Origin of the sequence: Micromonospora sp. CPCC 205546 (genome assembly GCF_036902715.1) — a bacterium.
In the GTDB taxonomy this organism is placed as follows: domain Bacteria; phylum Actinomycetota; class Actinomycetes; order Mycobacteriales; family Micromonosporaceae; genus Micromonospora.
Genome location: NZ_JBAKHL010000025.1, coordinates 1 through 15,745, shown reverse-complemented (window position 1 = coordinate 15,745; position 15,745 = coordinate 1). Strand labels below are relative to the sequence as shown.

Sequence of the window (15,745 nt, the reverse complement as noted above, 5' to 3'; positions counted from 1 at the left end):
AGTCGTTGCGTGTCAGACGGTTGGTGGCGCTCACCGCCGTAGCGGTGCTGGCGGGGACGTCGGCCTGTGGCGGCGGCGGGGACGAGGCCGCCGACGGGCGCATCACCGTGACGGTGGGCACCGCCAACCAGGGCGCGGTGCTCAAGTCGCTCACGGAGATCGTCGGCTCGTTCAACGCCAGCCAGAGCGGAATCACCGTCAAGTTGCAGCAGTACCCCGACCCGGCGACCCTGTTGCAGAAGACCCTGGTGCAGCTCTCGGCGGGCGAGCCGCCGACGCTGTCACCGTGCCAGCCGTCGTGGGCGGCCGCCTACGCGAAGGCCAACGGCCTCGCGGACGTGAGCACCATGTTCGGCGCGCCCGGCGCGATGACGGCCCAGGACCTCGACGACTTCCACCCAGTGCTGCTGAAGTCCACGAAGATCGACGGCCGGCAGCTCACCCTGCCGTTCGACCGCAACATCTCGTTCCTGTACTACAACAAGGGGCTGCTGCGACAGGCCGGTCTCACCGCGCCGCCGGCCACGTGGGCGCAGTTCGCGGAGTACGCCGCGAAGCTGAACACGGCCGACACTTGGGCGGCCGATTTCTTCAACTCGCCGTTCATGGTGTCGGTGTGGAACTCGATGGTCCACGCGTACGGCGGCAAGGTCCTCGACGACGGGCAGACGAAGGCGGCGTTCAACTCCCCGGCGGGCCGCGACGCGCTGAGGTTCTGGGTCGACCTGGCGCAGAAGAAGCACATCCGCGTGTCGTCGGAGCCGTCCGCCGGCCAGCTCAACTTCGGCGCAGGCAAGACCGCGCTGTACGTGTCGGACAGCACCGCGCTGTCCTTCATCCAACAGAGTGTGGGCGACAAGTTCGAGATGGCGGCCGCGCCGATGCCGGCCGGGCCGGCAGGGACCTTCGCCGAGATGGGCGGGGCCAACATCTGTCTGTTCAACAAGGCGCCGAAGAAGGTGCAGGAGGCGGGGTTCCGGTTCATCACCTACCTGCTGAGCACGTCGAAGAACGGCGACTTCGTCAGGGCCTCCAACTACCTGCCGAACCGCCGGAGCACGATCGAGGAGCTCAAGGGCTTCTACGCGCAGAATTCCGTACCCGCCGTCGCGGTCGCGCAGATGGAGCACGCCATCGACCCGCCGACCGTCCAGTCGTGGCCGCAACTGGCCGGGGCCATCCTGGTCCACCTACTCGCGGCCGTGCGCGGCGAGGAGACCGTCGAAGACGCGCTCATCAAGGCAGAGAAAGAAGTCAATGAGATTCTCGACAAGTGACGGGTCCGAGCAGGAGGACGCAGGCGACATGGTGCATGAGATCAGGTTGTCGACGGTCGTGATGGCCCATCCCGACCGGCGACACCAGGCCGAGCAACTCCGGCGACGCCACCCGGACCTGGACATCCAGATCGTGCTCGACCCGGATCCCGGCGGCCGTCCGGCCACCCTGCGCACGGCGAAGCTGGCCTGGAGCACGGTACGCGAGGACGCCACCCACCACCTCGTGCTCCAGGAGGACGTGCAGCTCTGCGACGGCTTCACCGCGGCGGTCCACCAGGCTCTGCGGGTGGCGCCGGAGGGCGCGGTCGCCCTGCACGGCAACTGGGTGATGGCCACCGCGCAGGCGGTCCGGCTGGCGGCGTTCACCGGCGCCTCCTGGACCCCGGTGATCGACTCGTGGGCGCCGACCCAGGCCCTGGTCATGCCAGCCCCGCTCGCCCGGCAGTTCGCGGGGTACGCCGAGCGTTACGACGTCGACAAGCCCGACAACCGGGCCATCTTCGAGTTCCTGAGCGAGCACGGCCGCAGGACGTACGTCGCGGTGCCCAACCTGGTCGAGCACCGCCCCTCGGGGAGCCTCCTGCTCAACGACCTGTTCTACGGCGTCCGCAACTCGGCCGTGTTCCCGCTGGGGCACGACCTCGGGGCCGAGCCGTTTACCGGCGCCGTGGCCGAGCCGCCCGCCGTGGCGCACATGGGCCTGGGCGACTTCGAGTCGCTGTGCCACTACGAGCCGCTCGGTCGGCGGGAGCGGTCCACCATGAACATCAACGAGGTCCTGTTCCCGGCCGGGATGACGGCGCCTGAGGTGGAGGAGGCGTTCGCCAGCGACCTCGACTACCACCCGGAGGCCGTCACGACCGGATTCGGGCCGAGCATGCTGTTCCAGTTCTGGCTGACGAGCTTCACGCAGGGCGTCATCGCCCGCGGCATGCTGGAACCGGCCGGCCCGACGACGTTCGACAAGCAGCTCGACGCCGCGCCCTGGGCCCGACTCGCGCTGGGCACGTTCGCCGCCGGCGCGCTGCGCAAGACGTGTCCGCGCGAGCGGATTCTCGACACGGCCGCGCTGATCACCCCGTTGTGCGTGACGGGGATGCGCGCCGGCTTCGGCGCGATCGAGTCCTGGCCGGGTCTGCGGGCGCTGTGGGACCCCGACGGCAACGCCATGCGGCCACGGTGGAACGACGGCACGGAGAAGGAGGACGAGCCGAAGTGACCGCCAGTGACCCCGGGCCCGCCCTGCGCCTCAGCGTCGTCGTCCCCTCCTACGACGCCGGTCCGCAGGTGCGCCGCCTACTGCGGTGCCTGGCGCTGTGCCAGCTCGACGCCGGCGACTCGCTGGAGGTCATCGTGGTCGACGACGGCTCCACCGACGGCACCGGAGAGCTGCTGGCCGATCTCGAGCTGCCGTACCCGCTGACGTACGTGTTCCTGCCGCGCACCGCGGCCTCCGGCCGGGCCGCCGCCCGCAACGCCGGGATCGGGAAGGCCACCGGCGACGTGGTGGTGCTGGCCGACGCCGACCAGATCGTGGCGCCGGGCTTCGTCGCCGCGCACGCCCGCTACCACCGGCTGCGCGCCGATCTGGTGGTGGCGGGCCCGCGGGGGGACCTGGGTCCGGGCAGGATCGACGACGAGCGCCTGGCCCGGGAGTTCTCGCTGGAGGCGCTGCCGGCGGTCGTCGGCTGGGATGGTCGTGACCGCGTACTGGCGGCGTTCTCGCAGAACTTCAACAACCTGGCCACCTCCTGGCACTACGCGTTCAGCTGCAACCTGTCGGTGCGCCGGGAGCATCTTCTCGCGGTCGGCGGCTTCGACGAGGGGTTCCTCGGGTGGGGCCTGGAGGACTCCGAGCTGGGCTACCGGCTGCACCGCCGGGGGCTGGCGTTCGCGTTCCACCCGGGGGCTCTCGCCTATCAACGCAAGCGCGAGGTCACGCCGGAGATGTTCGGGCAGTGGCGCCGCAACCTGGACCATTTCGTCGACAAGCACGGTGGCGTGGCCGAGGTCGCGGTCCAGCAGGTCATCTGCCGGGCGTTCGACCCGGCCGACCGCAGCCTCGACTGGCTGGACTGCATGATCCGGATGGAGTTCGCGGCGCGCGCGCTGGCGGGCAGGCTGCCGGAGCCGTCCGCGTACGAGCTGGTCGAGGTGGACGACGCCACCGCGCCGGCGACCCTCGCCCGGCTGCCGGAACTGGCGGCCGAGCGGGACCTGGTCGTCATCGACGACACGACGGGGGCCGTGCTGGTCGGGCCGGTGCAGTGCGTCACGACGCCGCGGGAGTTGCTCTACTTCCACCGCCCGTCGGCCGCCGCCCGGCAGGGGATCCTCGCCCGTCACCGGCTGGCCTGACGCCTTCCGACCCGGCCTGGCGAGGGGCGCTCGGGCGGGTGCCCCTCGCCGCGCGGGATCAGGTGCCGGCGAGCCGGGCGACGACGGGGGCCATCGCGTCGATCGCGGTGTCCGGGATCGTGACCCGCGACGCCCCCCACCGCTCACGCCGGGCCAGCAGCGCCTCGGTGACCTGCTCGGGCGTGCCGACGAGCAGGCTGGGGATCTCGGCGATCTGGTCTTCCCGTACGCCGAAGGTGGCGCTGAACTCGGCGATCGTCGCGGCGGGGTCCGGTACGACCCGGCACTCGTGGATGGCGAGGTCGATCTCGGGCTGCGCTGGCCGGCCGGCTGCGGCGGCGCGCGCCCAGCGCACCCGATCGTCGATCTCGGTGTCCCAGTACGTCGACCGGCGGCCGTCGGGTCGCCTGCTCGGCGCGATGCTCACCGTGTCGGCCCGTCTGGCCGCCAGCTCGATCAGCCGTCGCCGTGACCCGCCGATCAGCAGCGGGATCGGCTTCGCCGGCGCCGGCAGGTTCGTCACGTCGGCGACCGAGACGTGGCGGCCCTCGTAGCTGACCGGGCCGCCGGCGAGCAGCGCGCAGACGACCTCGACGTACTCGACGAACCGCTCGAAGCGCTCCGGACGGGTGCCGAACGGGATGCCCGTCTGCGTGTAGTCGCTCCGCCGCCAGCCGGCGCCGAGCCCGATCTCGGCGCGCCCACCGCTGAGGACGTCCAGCGTCGCGAACTCCTTCGCCATGATCACCGGGTTGCGCAGGTCCTGGCACAGGACGTAGGTGCCGAGCCGCAGCGTGGTGGTGGCCGCGGCCGCCATGGCCAGCGCCGTGAACGGCGCCATCGGCTGGTGGATGTGATCGGTCATGGTCAGCAGGTCGTACCCCGAGCCCTCGACCTTGCGTGCCAGCTCCCGCCACTGCTCGACGCTCCTGGCGCCGCCGCTCGCGACGCAGAAGCGGAACGGCGCGGGCCCGCCCTCACCTGGCGTCGGCATGCGGCATCTCGGCGAGGACGACGCGGTGCCGGCGGAGTACCTCGGCCGCCTGCGGGAGGTAGCTGCCGGGGAAGCGGACGCGGTGCATCAGCTCGTGGCGTTCGGTGTCACGCTGGAGTTCCTCGGACGGCAGGTTGCGGGTGCGCAGATAGTCCATGCGGGCCAGGAAGTACTCGATGTACCGGTCGAGCTGCCGCTGGTCGTTGCGGGACGCGCTCCAGAAGACGCCGTACTTGCGGCGCGTGGCCGAGCCGTCCTGCGGGGTGCCGCGGTGCATCACCCTGCCGTCGAAGACGATGAGGTCGCCGGCCCTGGAATCGATCGAGACGACGTCAGGGTAGGCGCGCATGAGGTAGTCGTCGTCCGGTACCTCGTTGTCGGCTGCCCACCTGTGCGATCCGGGCCGGACGTCGAGCCCGCCGCCCGCCCCCGGCGAGTTGTCCTGTAGGTACACGACACACTGGACGTGCCTGAACCGCGGGTCGTACACATGGCTCGCGTCGGAGAGGAACTTCGGGGAGAATCCGTTGTCGACGTGCCATTCCGTGCGGCGGTTCAGCCGGGCCACGTAGTTCGGATAGTAGGCGAGACTGCCGCCGAGCCACGTGGTCAGTGCCGCGATGACGCGTTCGTCGAAGATGAAGTTCATCTCGGGCATCCGCAGCAGCGCCGTGGCCTCGATCTCGTTCTCGGCGTCGGCGTCGGCGAGCAGGTAGCTGTCGCAGCGGGCGCGGGCCCGCTCGACCTGTGCGGTGGAGAGGACGTCGCGGACGAGGAGGTAGCCGTCCCGCTCCAGCAACGGAAGCCCGCGTTCCACGCTGTCGAGCGTGATGCTCGGAGTGTTCATCGGTGGCCCTTCGGATCGTCGATCTGTCGCCACGCAAAGGACATTGACCGTCGGCTCCACCGTACACGCCCGGACGTCCCGACAGACCTCAACCCCATAGATGACCGACGATTGCCTGTTGCGCTAAGGTCGTCGACAGTCATCGATTGCTCCTGGAGAGGATCGCGACGTGGACGGTGTAGACGCACGCCGGTGGACGGGGGCGTCGCTGCGAGCCGACGGCTCCTTTCTCGTCACTGTGAGCCGGGACGAGGTGGCGCACCTGGCCAAGGAGCTTCCCCAGCAGTTCGAGGCCCCCCGCGACGAGGTGGGCGCCGACCGGCACCGACCGGACGCCGCGGCGCTGCTCGGCGCGCTCGCCGCAAGGATCGAGCGCCCCGTCGGCCACGGCTGCGGCATGGCCGTCGTCACCGGCGCCGGCCTGGCGGACCTCACCGACGGGCAGTTGCGCTACCTGCTGTACGGGCTGTCGCTGGTGCTCGGCAGGCCGATGGCCCAGAACCCGGCGGGCGAACGGGTCGTCTCGGTGCTGGACGAGCATCCGGGCGACGCCCAGGCGCGCGGCTACCGCACCAACAAGGCACTCCTGATGCACACCGACGCCGCCGACATCGCCGGGCTGCTCTGCCTGCAACAGGGTTCCAGCGGTGGGAGCAACGCCTTCGCCAGCGCCGAATCGGTCCACGACGTGCTCGTGAACGAGGTGCCCGAGCTGGTGCACGAGTACTACCGGCTGTGGGAGTGGGACGTGCGGGGCCAGCAACGCCCCGGCACCGGCCCGACGCTGTCCTCGCCGGTGTTCAGCTACTACGCGGGCCGGCTGCGCTGCCGCTACGCCTCGGTGCTGCTCCGGCAGGGCGCCGCCCGCGCGGGCGGCCGGTTGACCGCCGAGCAGGTGGCCGCGCTCGACCGGTTCGAAGAAGTGGCCCGCCGCCCCGAGCTTCAGTTGACCTACCGCCTGAGCCGCGGCGAGAGCATGTGGCTGAACAACTACACGATCCTGCACGCCCGCGAGGCGTTCGCCGACGAGGCGGTCTCCGGCCAGGTACGCCATCTGCTGCGGACCTGGATCTGGCAGCACGACGGCCCGCCGCTGGCGAGCTGCTTCGCCTCCTCGCGGGAGGTGTACTGACGCACCGCCCCGGTGATACCCGATCTGAGGGTTCCCCACGGATCTCTCGCCGACAGCGAGGCCGCCGCCGACGAGAGGCCCGTCCGGACGTCGCCCGTCGGTGAGGACGACCGGTACCCTGCTGGCGTGACGGACAGCGGCGACGCGGAACGGCTGGCGGCTTCGCTGGCCGGGTGGCTCGACCGGCTCACCTTCGCCGACCTGACCACCGAGTAGGCGACCGCCCGGCTGGTTGACGCGGTGGCCGGCTGGGCGGGGGCGATGAAGCGCCGCCGCCGGTCACGCCGGTCCAGCCCTGACCGTAGTACGGGATGCCGAGCACCAGCTTGCCGCGCGGCGCGCCCCGGTCGAGCCAGCCGTCGATGGCTCGTGCGACGGTGAAGTCCGGGTTGTCCGGGGCAGCGGCCGACCGGCGCAGCGCGGACTGCTGGTTGGTCACCGACTCCCAGGTGCCGTGAAAGTCGTAGCCCTGGACGGTGGCGAAGTCGAAGTCCTTGAAGATCTTCTTGGTTTCGAAGCCAGCGTCCATCGCGGCCGGGTTGGCCGGCAGGAACGCGGTCAGCTCGTAGTGCTTGCGGGTGACCCGGCCGTAGCCGTCGAGCTGACGGCGGAACTCGGCGACCAGCGCGGTGAAGTTCTGCTTGTCCTCCGGGCGGACGATGTTGCCGGGCTCACCCGCCGAGCCGGGCCACTCCCAGTCCAGGTCGATGCCGTCGAAGACACCGGCGGCCGAGCCGGCCCCCGCCGACCTCGCCGACCACCGGCAGGTCGCCCTTGATGAACTGGTCCACACAGGAGGTGACGAAGGCCTGCCGGGACTCCGGCGTCAGGGCCGCGTCGGAGAAGTACGTCGACCAGCTCCAGCCGCCGAGCGAGAGGAGCACCCGCAGACCGGGGTGCTTCGCCTTGAGCTTGCGCAGCTGGCCGAAGTTGCCGTTCAGCGACTCGCCGGCCGCGTCGGCGACCCCGTCGACGCTCTCCTCGGCCGACACCGGGCGTTGGTAGTCCGCCCAGACGTCGCCCGAGGCGCACAGCCCTTCGGCGGCGACGTCGCCGAACGCGTAGTTGATGTGGGTCAGCCTCGCGGCGGCCCCGGAGGTGTCGAGCTTCTTGACCGGGAAGGCCCGGCCGTAGATGCCCCACTGCGTGAAGTAGCCGACCTGGTAGAAGCCGTCCCGCTGGGACGCCCTGGACGGCGATGCCTGGGCGGGTGACCTTCTTCAGCGCGCACGGCATCAGCGTCCTGCTACGAGCACAGCACGCCGCCACCCGCGCCGGGGTCACGCTGACCCTGCGCGGGGCCGCCCCGTGCGTCACCTACCTGCTGGCGGCAACCGGCATCCGTATGAACTCGGACGTGCCGACAACGGCCGCTGGTCGGTGATCCCACTCGGATGGGGCAGTGGCAAACGGAGGGAAGCTGACCCTGCATGCGGGTCTGGGGTGGTGTCGGTCGGTGCACACGCTTCCCGCACTCCCGACGGTGAGGCTGGCGTCAGGTGCGCAGTGTGTGGCTGGGGCTGCTGCGATAGACGACGCGGTAGTCGGTGCTGAATCGTCCGAGGTGGGTGAAGCCCCAGCGCGTGGCGATCATGGTGACGGTGACACCGGTGGTCGGGTCTGCGGCCTGCAGGTCGCGGTGCGCGCGTTCGAGGCGGACCTGGCGGACGTATCGCATCGGGGTGGTGTCGTGGTGGCGGCGGAAGGCGAGTTGCAGCGCACGGGGACGCACACCGGCCGCGGCGGCGATCTGGTCGACCGTGATCGGTTGTTCGGCGTTGTCGTTGACGTAGGCCACGGCTCGGCGTAACGCCCGGGGAGTGACCTCGCCGGCGGCCCCCAGGGCCCCGGCGTGGCCGGTGTGGGGGAACACGGCAAGGGCTGTCGCCGCGAGCAGGTGGCGGGTGTTCGCGGCGACCAGCGGGTTGGCCATCAGGGCAGGGTCGGACAAGCACACTGCGGGTCAGGTGGGAGAACAGCCTGGGTCCAGTGCCGGCCGAGCGCCGCCGAGATCGGCCGGGAGCTGTCGAAGCGCAAGTCCGCGCCGCTGATGCCGGTCTGGGCGTGGGCGACCTCTTCGAGCAGGGCGCGGGGAAGGCGGGTGATGAACGCGTCGATGTCGTCGAAATCGGCGTCCTGGGCATGATCCGGCAGCATCAGCGCCACATCGCCGGGGCGTAAACGGTAGTCGTCCTTGTCTCTGGCGATGGTGAAGCGGCCGGTCATCATGTGGGTGATGTTCAGGTCCCCGTCCGGGGCGGTCTGGAGCTGTGTGCGCGCTGAATAGTGCAGGCGGGTCACGCCGACGTCGGCGAGCCCGGTCGTGATGGTACGGAGGCCGAATCCGTCGCGGCCCTCGCCCGAGAACCGCACCCTGACGTCGAAGAAGGCCCGCCGGATGTAGGCGTGCGCCTCATCGGTGTCGCCGGTGGCGTAGCGCTGCCAGTGCGAGCCGGAGTAGACCGTGCCATCTGTCATGCCAACGCCTCTCCCGCCCCACACTCCGGGCGACCCTTCTATCCACGATACGCATCACCTTCCCGACAGGCGTAGTGCGCCGCCCGTCCCCGTGGCGATGGGGCTTCGACGGCGGATATGCAAGAGGTGGATCGCCCCTCGCGGCGTTGCCGGGGCGATCCGGCGGGTGCCTTGGTCAAGCAGCCGGGCAAGGCCACCCGCCTCCCACCCCACGGTCTGGTCGCTGCCCAGGCCACCGACAGCCGCCGATCGATGCCGACGCTGCAGGTGGCGATGAGACCTGTCGGTTGACCGTCACACGGCTTCGCCGAGCGGGCGAGGGTTGCGTCCCTGGGTGTGCCGGTCGCAGCCGGAATTGTGGCCCCACACGGGATGCTGCCTGCCCGGCATGCTGCGCCGCGCCCTGCACGCGAAACACGATTGCGGTAGCAGCGGGCACGTCCATCCGGCTCGCCGTGGCCGGTCCGGGTGCCGTTCACCGGGCCGCACATGCACCTTGCTGTGCTCGTTTGGTGAAGATCAGCAGGAGTGCAGGAAGTCTTGCGCGCGTGGGCTCTCCGCTTCTCGCCGCCCGCCCGGTTGGAGGGCCAAGTGCCCGACTGCCAGAGATGTCGCCGACGCACACCACTGCCCGGTCATCGTGTGTTGACCGGCCGGGGGTCTGTGGATCTAAAGGTGTTTCCGTCCTGACGGGCGTTGTGCCTGGTGAGGAGGGTGTCGTGATGACCGCGACACTGAACGACCAGAACGGACGGAGGAAGCGGCCCGAGCCGTCGGCCGAGGCGAAAGCTGCGGCCGAGCTGGTCCGAGGGGCGAAGGAGCAGGGCCTGTCGCTGAAGGGCATCCTCGGGCTGTGGGCCGGTACCGGTGGTGAAGGCGCGAAGTTCTGGATGGCGTGACCCGATCCCTGGACCCCACCGGAGCAGGCAAACCCGATGGACGATGCGCTGGAAACCCGCGTTGGACGCCTTTGCCATCACCTTGAGCGACCGCTTCCCAGCCGTTGAAACCTACTAACAACATCGCCGAGAACACCGTTAGCGAGATAGCCCCCGGCCACCGCCTTGATCGTCGATGTTTGTGAGGACAACCGAAAATCGCGCGGTGGCCGTGTGCCACAGCGTAGACCCCGTCGGGTGGCGGGTCATCCTGGATGAGGCGGTGACGCGTGTCGCTGACCGGTTCGTGCGGGTGGAGCCCCGTCGGACCGCCGGGCAGTTCGTGGATGGGCTGCGGTCGGGCGTAGAACGCAACACCTGCTGGTCGCTTGCAGAACGGGAGGGTCACGACGATCCGCAGGCGATGCAGGACCCATGCCTTGCTCGGGGCCGACGCACGAGACCGGGCCCACCCCGCCGCACTGGTCATCATGCAACTGATCGCGTCAAGGGCTTCAGGTTCCTGCGGTCGTGCAGCGGATGATCCGTATTCGGCATGAACCGAATCGATGGCTTCCAGTCGTTCACCAGGGAGCATATGTACGGTACGGCGGCTCGTGGAGCGGGGGAGATATATGTCGAGACACTTGATGGGGCACTGTGAGTCGTCTCTTCGTCAATGGTGAGCGCGGTACGAACGGCGGTCGTCATCGGTGCCAGCATGGGCGGCCTTCTCGCCGCCCGCGTGCTCAGCGACGAGTACGACCGGGTGCTGCTGCTGGACCGCGACCACGCCGACGTTGACGGGTACCGGAGCGGCGTACCGCAGGCTAAACACCTGCACGGTCTGCTGGCCCGCGGCCGGGAGATCCTCGAGGAGCTCTTCCCCGGGCTGAGCCAGGACCTGATCGACGACGGCGCCACCGTCGCGGACCTGCAGAACGACATCCGATGGACGATCGACGGCCGGCGGCTGGTGCGTCACCACTGTGGCCTGAGCGGGCTCTCGATGAGCCGGCTCCTGCTGGAACGCAGGGTCCGGGCGCGGGTGCTCGCGCTGCCCGGCGTGACCCTGCTCCCGTGTCACGAGGTGACCGGCCTGACCACCGGCGCTGATGCCGGCCGGGTCACCGGTGTCCACGCGGTGCGGCTGGCCGACGGGAACGCGCGCGTCGATCTGGCGGCGGAACTGGTGGTGGACGCCTCCGGCCGCGGTTCGCGGGCACCGACCTGGCTGACCGACCTCGGCTACGACGCCCCCGTCGAGGACCGGGTGCCGATCGGCATCACCTACGCCACCCAGCATTTCCGGCGCGAGCCCGGGCACCTGGTCGGCAGCAAGGGCGCTGTGGTCACTATGTCCCTGGAGAACCCCCGCGGCGGCGCCCTGGCCCGGGAGGAGGGCGACCGCTGGGTCGTCACCCTCGCCGGCCTCGCCGACGACCCAGCGCCGCTCGATCCGGAGGGCTTCCGGGCCTTCGCCGCCAGCCTGCCCGACCCCGCGATCGCCGAGGTCATCGCGGCCGCGACGCCGATCGACGACGCCCTGCGGGCGCGGTTTCCGGCCAGCGTCCGGCGGCGGTACGAGCGCCTCACCCGCCTGCCGGAGGGCTTCCTCGTGCTGGGGGACGCGGTGTGCAGCTTCAACCCGGTCTACAGCCAGGGCATGACCGTGGCCGGCGAGGAAGCGCTGATCCTCCGGGCCTGCCTGCGACAGGGCACGACCGGCATCGGCCGCCGCTTCTTCAAGGCGACCGCCCGCATCCTCACCGTCCCATGGTCGATGGCGACCAGCGGCGACGAACGATTCACCGACCCGGCGAAGAGTCGCACCCTGGCCGGTCGGCTGACCGGCTTCTACCTGAACGCGGTCGGCGCCGCCGTCGGCCGCGACCCGGCAGTCGGGCGGGCGCTGCTGCGCGTGGCGAACCTGCTCGACCCTCCTCAGCGGATGGTTGCACCGGACATGGTCTGGCGCGTCCTCCGGTCCGCCCGGCACCGCCCCGCCGTGACCGAGGTCGGCTGAACAACCGCACACCACGACGACCAGCACACGCCATACCGCGTACGCCGAAGGAGCACAGTCGCGATGACCAGCACCGAGAACGAACCCGTTGCCTACCCCTTCAGCGTGCCGGTCGCGCTCGACCTGGACCCGCGCTACGCCGAGCTGCGGGAGAGGCCCGGCCTGCAGCGGGTCAAGATGACCTACGGCCAGCCCGCCTGGCTCGCCGTCCGGTACGAGGATGTCAAGGTCGTGCTGGGTGACCGCAGGTTCAGCCGCGCCCAGGCGGTCGGCGACGACGAGCCCCGGGTGCTGCCGTTCGTACAGCGCCCCGACAGCATCTTCACCACCGACGCGCCCGACCACACCCGGTTGCGCCGGGCGGTCGGCCGGGCCTTCACGGCCCGGCGGGTGGAGGCGCTGCGCGGCGCCGTCGAGAGCGTCGTCGCCGAGCACCTCGACGCACTGGAGAAGGCCGGCCCGCCCGCGGAACTGGTGCACGGCTTCTCCCTTCCGGTGTCCATGCGGGTCATCTGCGACCTGCTCGGTGTGCCCTTCGAGCAGCAAAAACGATTCCGCGGGTACGCGGACACCATCCTGGTCAACTCGCCGGACGTCGGCATCGACCCGCAGCAGATCGTCAAGGCGCAGCTCGACCTGCGCGCGTTCCTCGGCGAACTGGTCGACCAGCGGCGCGCTGAGCCGGCCGACGACCTGCTCGGCGTTCTGGTGGCCGGCATGAGGGAGGACGGCGGCCTCACCGAGGACGAGATCATCGGGCTCGGCGTCGACGTGCTGGTCGCCGGGCACGAGACCACCGCCAACTTCCTCAGCAACTTCGTCTACCTGCTGCTCACCACCGGCACCTACACCACGCTACGGGACCAGCCCGACCTGCTGCCGGAGGCCGTCGAGGAACTGCTGCGGATCACCCCGCTCAACCCGAACGCGTTCATGGCCCGCGTCGCCACCGAGGACGTGGAGCTCGGCGGCCAGCTCGTGCGGGCCGGCGAGGCCGTCCTGCCGTCGATGGCCTCGGGCAACCGGGATGTGACCGTCTTCGAGAACCCGGAGAAGATCGAGTTCGTCGAACGGCCCCCGCACCTCGCCTTCGGGCACGGCGCGCACCACTGCCTGGGCGCCCAGCTCGGCCGGATGGAGCTGCAGATCGGGATCTCCGCCCTGATCACCCGGTTCCCCGACCTCGCCCTGGCCGTGCCGGCCGAGGACGTGCAGTGGCGCACCACGATGCTGGTCCGCGGCCCCTGGGGCCTGCCGGTCACCTGGTGATTCGAACGTATGACCAGCGCCGACACCCTCCACCGGTGGGCCCGGGAGCTCGCACCGGCCGCCGGGACCGCCACGACCGACCCGAAGGTCGTCTACGTCTTCCCGGGCCAGGGGTCGCAGTGGGCCGGCATGGCCCTCGACCTGATCGACCGCTCGCCGGAGTTCGCCGCGGCCATGGATCGCTGCGCGGTGGCGCTGCGGCCGTACACGGACTGGGATCTGCTCGCGACGCTGCGCGGTGACGACTCCTGGCTGAGCCGTGACGACGTCGTGCAGCCGGCGTTGTTCGCCGTGATGATCGCCCTCGCCGACCTGCTGCGGCACTACGGCGTCGAGCCGGACGCGGTCATCGGGCACAGCAACGGCGAGATCGCCGCGGCCTGCGTCGCCGGCCGGCTGTCGCTGGAGGACGGCGCGCGCACCGTCGCCCTGTGGAGCCGGGCACAGGCCCGGCTGGCCGGCCGCGGCGCCATGGCGGCGGTCCCGCTGCCGCCCGGGGCGCTGACCGACAGGATCACACGGTACGAGGGACGCGTCTCGCTGGCGGCGGTCAACGGTGCCCGGTCGGTGGTGCTCTCCGGGGAGCGGGACAGCCTGCACGAGCTCACGGCCGAGCTGGTCGCCGAGGGCGTCGCCGCGAAGCTGATCCCGGTCGACCTGGCCGCGCACTCGCCGCACATCGACGACCTGCACGAGGAGCTGATGACCGGGCTGGCCACGGTGTCGCCGCGGCTGGGCACGGTCCCGATGCGGTCGACGACGACGCCGGGCGAACCGCCGGCGCTGGACGCCGCCTACTGGTTCCGCAACCTGCGCAACACCGTGCAGTTCGCCCGGACCACCCGCGGTCTGGTCGCCGACGGCTACGACGTCTTCGTGGAGATCAGCCCGCACCCGGTGCTCACCTACGGGGTGCAGGAGACGATCGACGCGGAGGATGCGGACGCCGTCGTGGTGGCCGGGCTGCGCCGCACGGCACCCGACCAGGTGCTCCGCGCGCTGGCCACCCTGCACCTGCGGGGTGTGCCGGTGGACTGGGACGCCGTCTTCGCGCAGTGGCCGCCCCCGGCCGAGCGCGCCGCGACGCCGCCACCGGCGCCGGCCTCCGGCGACCTGGTCGACCTGGTGACCTGGGCGGTGGCCGACGTGTTGGGCGGTGAGGGCTCGGCCGACCCCGACCGGCCGTTCCGGGACTGGGGCGTCACGTCGCTGACCGCGCTGGAGGTGCGTGACCGGCTGGCCGCCGAGACGGGCCGCAAGATCCCGGTGTCGGCGGTCTTCGACTACCCAACGCCACGGGCGCTGGCGGGCTTCCTCGACGGGCGCGACGACGGCACCGCATCGCGGCCGGCCACGGTGGCCCTCGACGACCCGATCGCGATCGTGTCGATGGCGTGCCGGTTGCCCGGCGGGGTGGATTCGCCGGAGGCGCTGTGGGAGTTGTTGCTTGCGAACGGCGATGCGGTGGGTGACTTTCCGGTCGAGCGGGGCTGGGATGTCGACGGGAGTGGGTCGGTGCAGCGCGGTGGCGGTTTTCTGCGTGGTGCGGCCGGGTTCGATGCGGGGTTGTTCGGTGTGTCGCCGCGGGAGGCGTTGGCGATGGATCCGCAGCAGCGGTTGTTGCTGGAGTGTGTGTGGGAGGTCTTCGAGCGTGGTGGCTTCGACCCGTTCTCGCTGCGGGGCAGCGCGACCGGTGTGTTCATCGGTGCGACCGCGCAGGAGTACGGCCCTCGGCTCGCGCAGGCGTCCGGCAAGGTCGGCGGCTACCTGCTGACCGGTAACACGGGCAGTGTGGTCTCGGGCCGGGTGTCGTACGTCTTCGGGTTGGAGGGCCCGGCGATGACGGTGGACACGGCGTGTTCGTCGTCGTTGGTGGCGTTGCACTCGGCGGTTCAGTCGTTGCGGCTGGGTGAGTGTTCGTTGGCGGTGGCCGGTGGTGTGACGGTGATGTCGTCGCTCGGGATCTTTGAGGAGTTCTCCAGGCAGGGGGCCTTGTCGGCGGATGGGCGGTGCCGGGCGTTCTCCTCGGCGGCTGACGGCTTCGGGCTGGGTGAGGGCGTCGGTGTGCTGTTGGTGGAGCGGTTGTCGGATGCGCGTCGTCTTGGGCATCAGGTGTTGGCGGTGGTGCGGGGTTCGGCGGTGAATCAGGATGGTGCGAGTAATGGTTTGACGGCGCCGAATGGTCCGTCGCAGCAGCGGGTGATTCGGGCGGCCCTCGCGTCGGCGGGTGTGTCGGCCTCCGGCGTGGATGTCGTGGATGCGCACGGTACGGGTACGACCCTGGGTGATCCGATTGAGGCGCAGGCGTTGCTCGCCGTGTATGGGCAGGACCGGGAGCGGGCGCTGTTGTTGGGGTCGGTGAAGTCGAATATCGGGCACACGCAGGCCGCCGCGGGGGTGGCTGGGGTGATGAAGATGGTGCTGGCGTTGCGGCATGGGGTGGTGCCGGCGACGTTGCATGTGGATGAGCCGACACCGCACGT

General features: G+C 70.7%; 14 protein-coding genes and 1 pseudogene. 9 read left to right on the top strand and 6 right to left on the bottom strand.

What is annotated here, in order from left to right; translation table 11 throughout:
- The first annotated feature begins 5 nt into the window (after positions 1-5).
- From V6U77_RS14315 to V6U77_RS14305, 3 genes are read left to right on the top strand one after another with little or no spacing between them, the layout of a single operon-like run.
- Positions 6-1,277 carry an ABC transporter substrate-binding protein gene (locus V6U77_RS14315; RefSeq protein WP_334606800.1) on the top strand — a complete coding sequence of 424 codons (1,272 nt, stop codon included), beginning with the start codon at positions 6-8 and terminating at the stop codon, positions 1,275-1,277.
- Between the two features lie 28 nt (positions 1,278-1,305).
- The gene (locus V6U77_RS14310) at positions 1,306-2,499 is read left to right on the top strand and encodes a hypothetical protein (RefSeq protein WP_334606799.1); all 1,194 of its coding nucleotides are present in this window, start codon (positions 1,306-1,308) and stop codon (positions 2,497-2,499) included.
- Positions 2,496-3,638, top strand: coding sequence for a glycosyltransferase (locus V6U77_RS14305; protein ID WP_334606798.1), 1,143 nt, complete (start codon positions 2,496-2,498; stop codon positions 3,636-3,638). Before V6U77_RS14310 ends, V6U77_RS14305 begins: the two co-directional genes overlap by 4 nt.
- Before the next feature lie 58 nt (positions 3,639-3,696).
- On the opposite strand, the gene V6U77_RS14300 is transcribed toward V6U77_RS14305, so the two are convergent.
- Both V6U77_RS14300 and V6U77_RS14295 read right to left on the bottom strand, forming a co-directional pair.
- Positions 3,697-4,632, bottom strand: a complete 936-nt coding sequence (locus V6U77_RS14300) for a TIGR03621 family F420-dependent LLM class oxidoreductase (protein ID WP_334606797.1) — start codon at positions 4,630-4,632, stop codon at positions 3,697-3,699.
- A complete protein-coding gene (locus V6U77_RS14295) occupies positions 4,616-5,479 on the bottom strand; it encodes a phytanoyl-CoA dioxygenase family protein (RefSeq protein ID WP_334606796.1) in 864 nt (287 codons plus the stop codon). The genes V6U77_RS14300 and V6U77_RS14295 overlap by 17 nt, the downstream gene beginning before the upstream one ends.
- A gap of 169 nt (positions 5,480-5,648) precedes the next feature.
- On the opposite strand from V6U77_RS14295, the gene V6U77_RS14290 reads away from it, so the two are divergent.
- Positions 5,649-6,611 carry a TauD/TfdA family dioxygenase gene (locus V6U77_RS14290; protein ID WP_334606795.1) on the top strand — a complete coding sequence of 321 codons (963 nt, stop codon included), beginning with the start codon at positions 5,649-5,651 and terminating at the stop codon, positions 6,609-6,611.
- Positions 6,612-6,798: 187 nt separating this feature from the next.
- Here V6U77_RS14290 and V6U77_RS14285 read toward each other — a convergent pair whose 3' ends face one another.
- Together V6U77_RS14285 and V6U77_RS14280 are read right to left on the bottom strand one after the other, a co-directional pair.
- Positions 6,799-7,404 (bottom strand): glycoside hydrolase family 18 protein, encoded by a 606-nt coding sequence (locus tag V6U77_RS14285; protein WP_334606794.1) that lies wholly within the window; start codon positions 7,402-7,404, stop codon positions 6,799-6,801.
- A 49-nt stretch (positions 7,405-7,453) separates the two neighbouring features.
- Positions 7,454-7,747: pseudogene (locus tag V6U77_RS14280) on the bottom strand (glycosyl hydrolase family 18 protein); the annotation flags it as partial.
- 74 nt (positions 7,748-7,821) lie between these two features.
- Between V6U77_RS14280 and V6U77_RS14275 the strand changes: the two are divergent.
- On the top strand, positions 7,822-7,995 hold the full coding sequence (locus V6U77_RS14275; RefSeq protein ID WP_334606793.1) for a hypothetical protein: 174 nt from the start codon (positions 7,822-7,824) through the stop codon (positions 7,993-7,995).
- A 111-nt stretch (positions 7,996-8,106) separates the two neighbouring features.
- Here V6U77_RS14275 and V6U77_RS14270 read toward each other — a convergent pair whose 3' ends face one another.
- Together V6U77_RS14270 and V6U77_RS14265 are read right to left on the bottom strand one after the other, a co-directional pair.
- Positions 8,107-8,544, bottom strand: coding sequence for a helix-turn-helix transcriptional regulator (locus tag V6U77_RS14270; protein ID WP_334606792.1), 438 nt, complete (start codon positions 8,542-8,544; stop codon positions 8,107-8,109).
- Positions 8,544-9,089 (bottom strand): hypothetical protein, encoded by a 546-nt coding sequence (locus V6U77_RS14265; RefSeq protein WP_334606791.1) that lies wholly within the window; start codon positions 9,087-9,089, stop codon positions 8,544-8,546. The genes V6U77_RS14270 and V6U77_RS14265 overlap by 1 nt, the downstream gene beginning before the upstream one ends.
- Before the next feature lie 722 nt (positions 9,090-9,811).
- Here V6U77_RS14265 and V6U77_RS14260 point away from each other — a divergent pair.
- From V6U77_RS14260 to V6U77_RS14245, 4 genes are all read left to right on the top strand, one after another.
- Positions 9,812-9,988: a hypothetical protein gene (locus tag V6U77_RS14260; RefSeq protein ID WP_334606790.1), complete on the top strand. Its 177-nt coding sequence runs from the start codon at positions 9,812-9,814 to the stop codon at positions 9,986-9,988.
- Between the two features lie 661 nt (positions 9,989-10,649).
- The gene (locus V6U77_RS14255) at positions 10,650-11,993 is read left to right on the top strand and encodes an FAD-dependent oxidoreductase (RefSeq protein WP_334606789.1); all 1,344 of its coding nucleotides are present in this window, start codon (positions 10,650-10,652) and stop codon (positions 11,991-11,993) included.
- Positions 11,994-12,056: 63 nt separating this feature from the next.
- Positions 12,057-13,262 carry a cytochrome P450 gene (locus V6U77_RS14250; protein ID WP_334606788.1) on the top strand — a complete coding sequence of 402 codons (1,206 nt, stop codon included), beginning with the start codon at positions 12,057-12,059 and terminating at the stop codon, positions 13,260-13,262.
- 9 nt (positions 13,263-13,271) lie between these two features.
- On the top strand, positions 13,272-15,745 hold a 2,474-nt coding region (locus tag V6U77_RS14245; RefSeq protein WP_334606787.1), incomplete at its 3' end, for an acyltransferase domain-containing protein.

Bases quoted from the DNA above. Each gene is read 5' to 3' on its own strand.
- V6U77_RS14270 (WP_334606792.1), bottom strand. From the start codon at position 8,544: ATGGCCAACCCGCTGGTCGCCGCGAACACCCGCCACCTGCTCGCGGCG.
- V6U77_RS14295 (WP_334606796.1), bottom strand. From the start codon at position 5,479: ATGAACACTCCGAGCATCACGCTCGACAGCGTGGAACGCGGGCTTCCG.
- V6U77_RS14260 (WP_334606790.1), top strand. From the start codon at position 9,812: ATGACCGCGACACTGAACGACCAGAACGGACGGAGGAAGCGGCCCGAG.
- V6U77_RS14300 (WP_334606797.1), bottom strand. From the start codon at position 4,632: ATGCCGACGCCAGGTGAGGGCGGGCCCGCGCCGTTCCGCTTCTGCGTC.
- V6U77_RS14310 (WP_334606799.1), top strand. From the start codon at position 1,306: ATGGTGCATGAGATCAGGTTGTCGACGGTCGTGATGGCCCATCCCGAC.
- V6U77_RS14265 (WP_334606791.1), bottom strand. From the start codon at position 9,089: ATGACAGATGGCACGGTCTACTCCGGCTCGCACTGGCAGCGCTACGCC.
- V6U77_RS14250 (WP_334606788.1), top strand. From the start codon at position 12,057: ATGACCAGCACCGAGAACGAACCCGTTGCCTACCCCTTCAGCGTGCCG.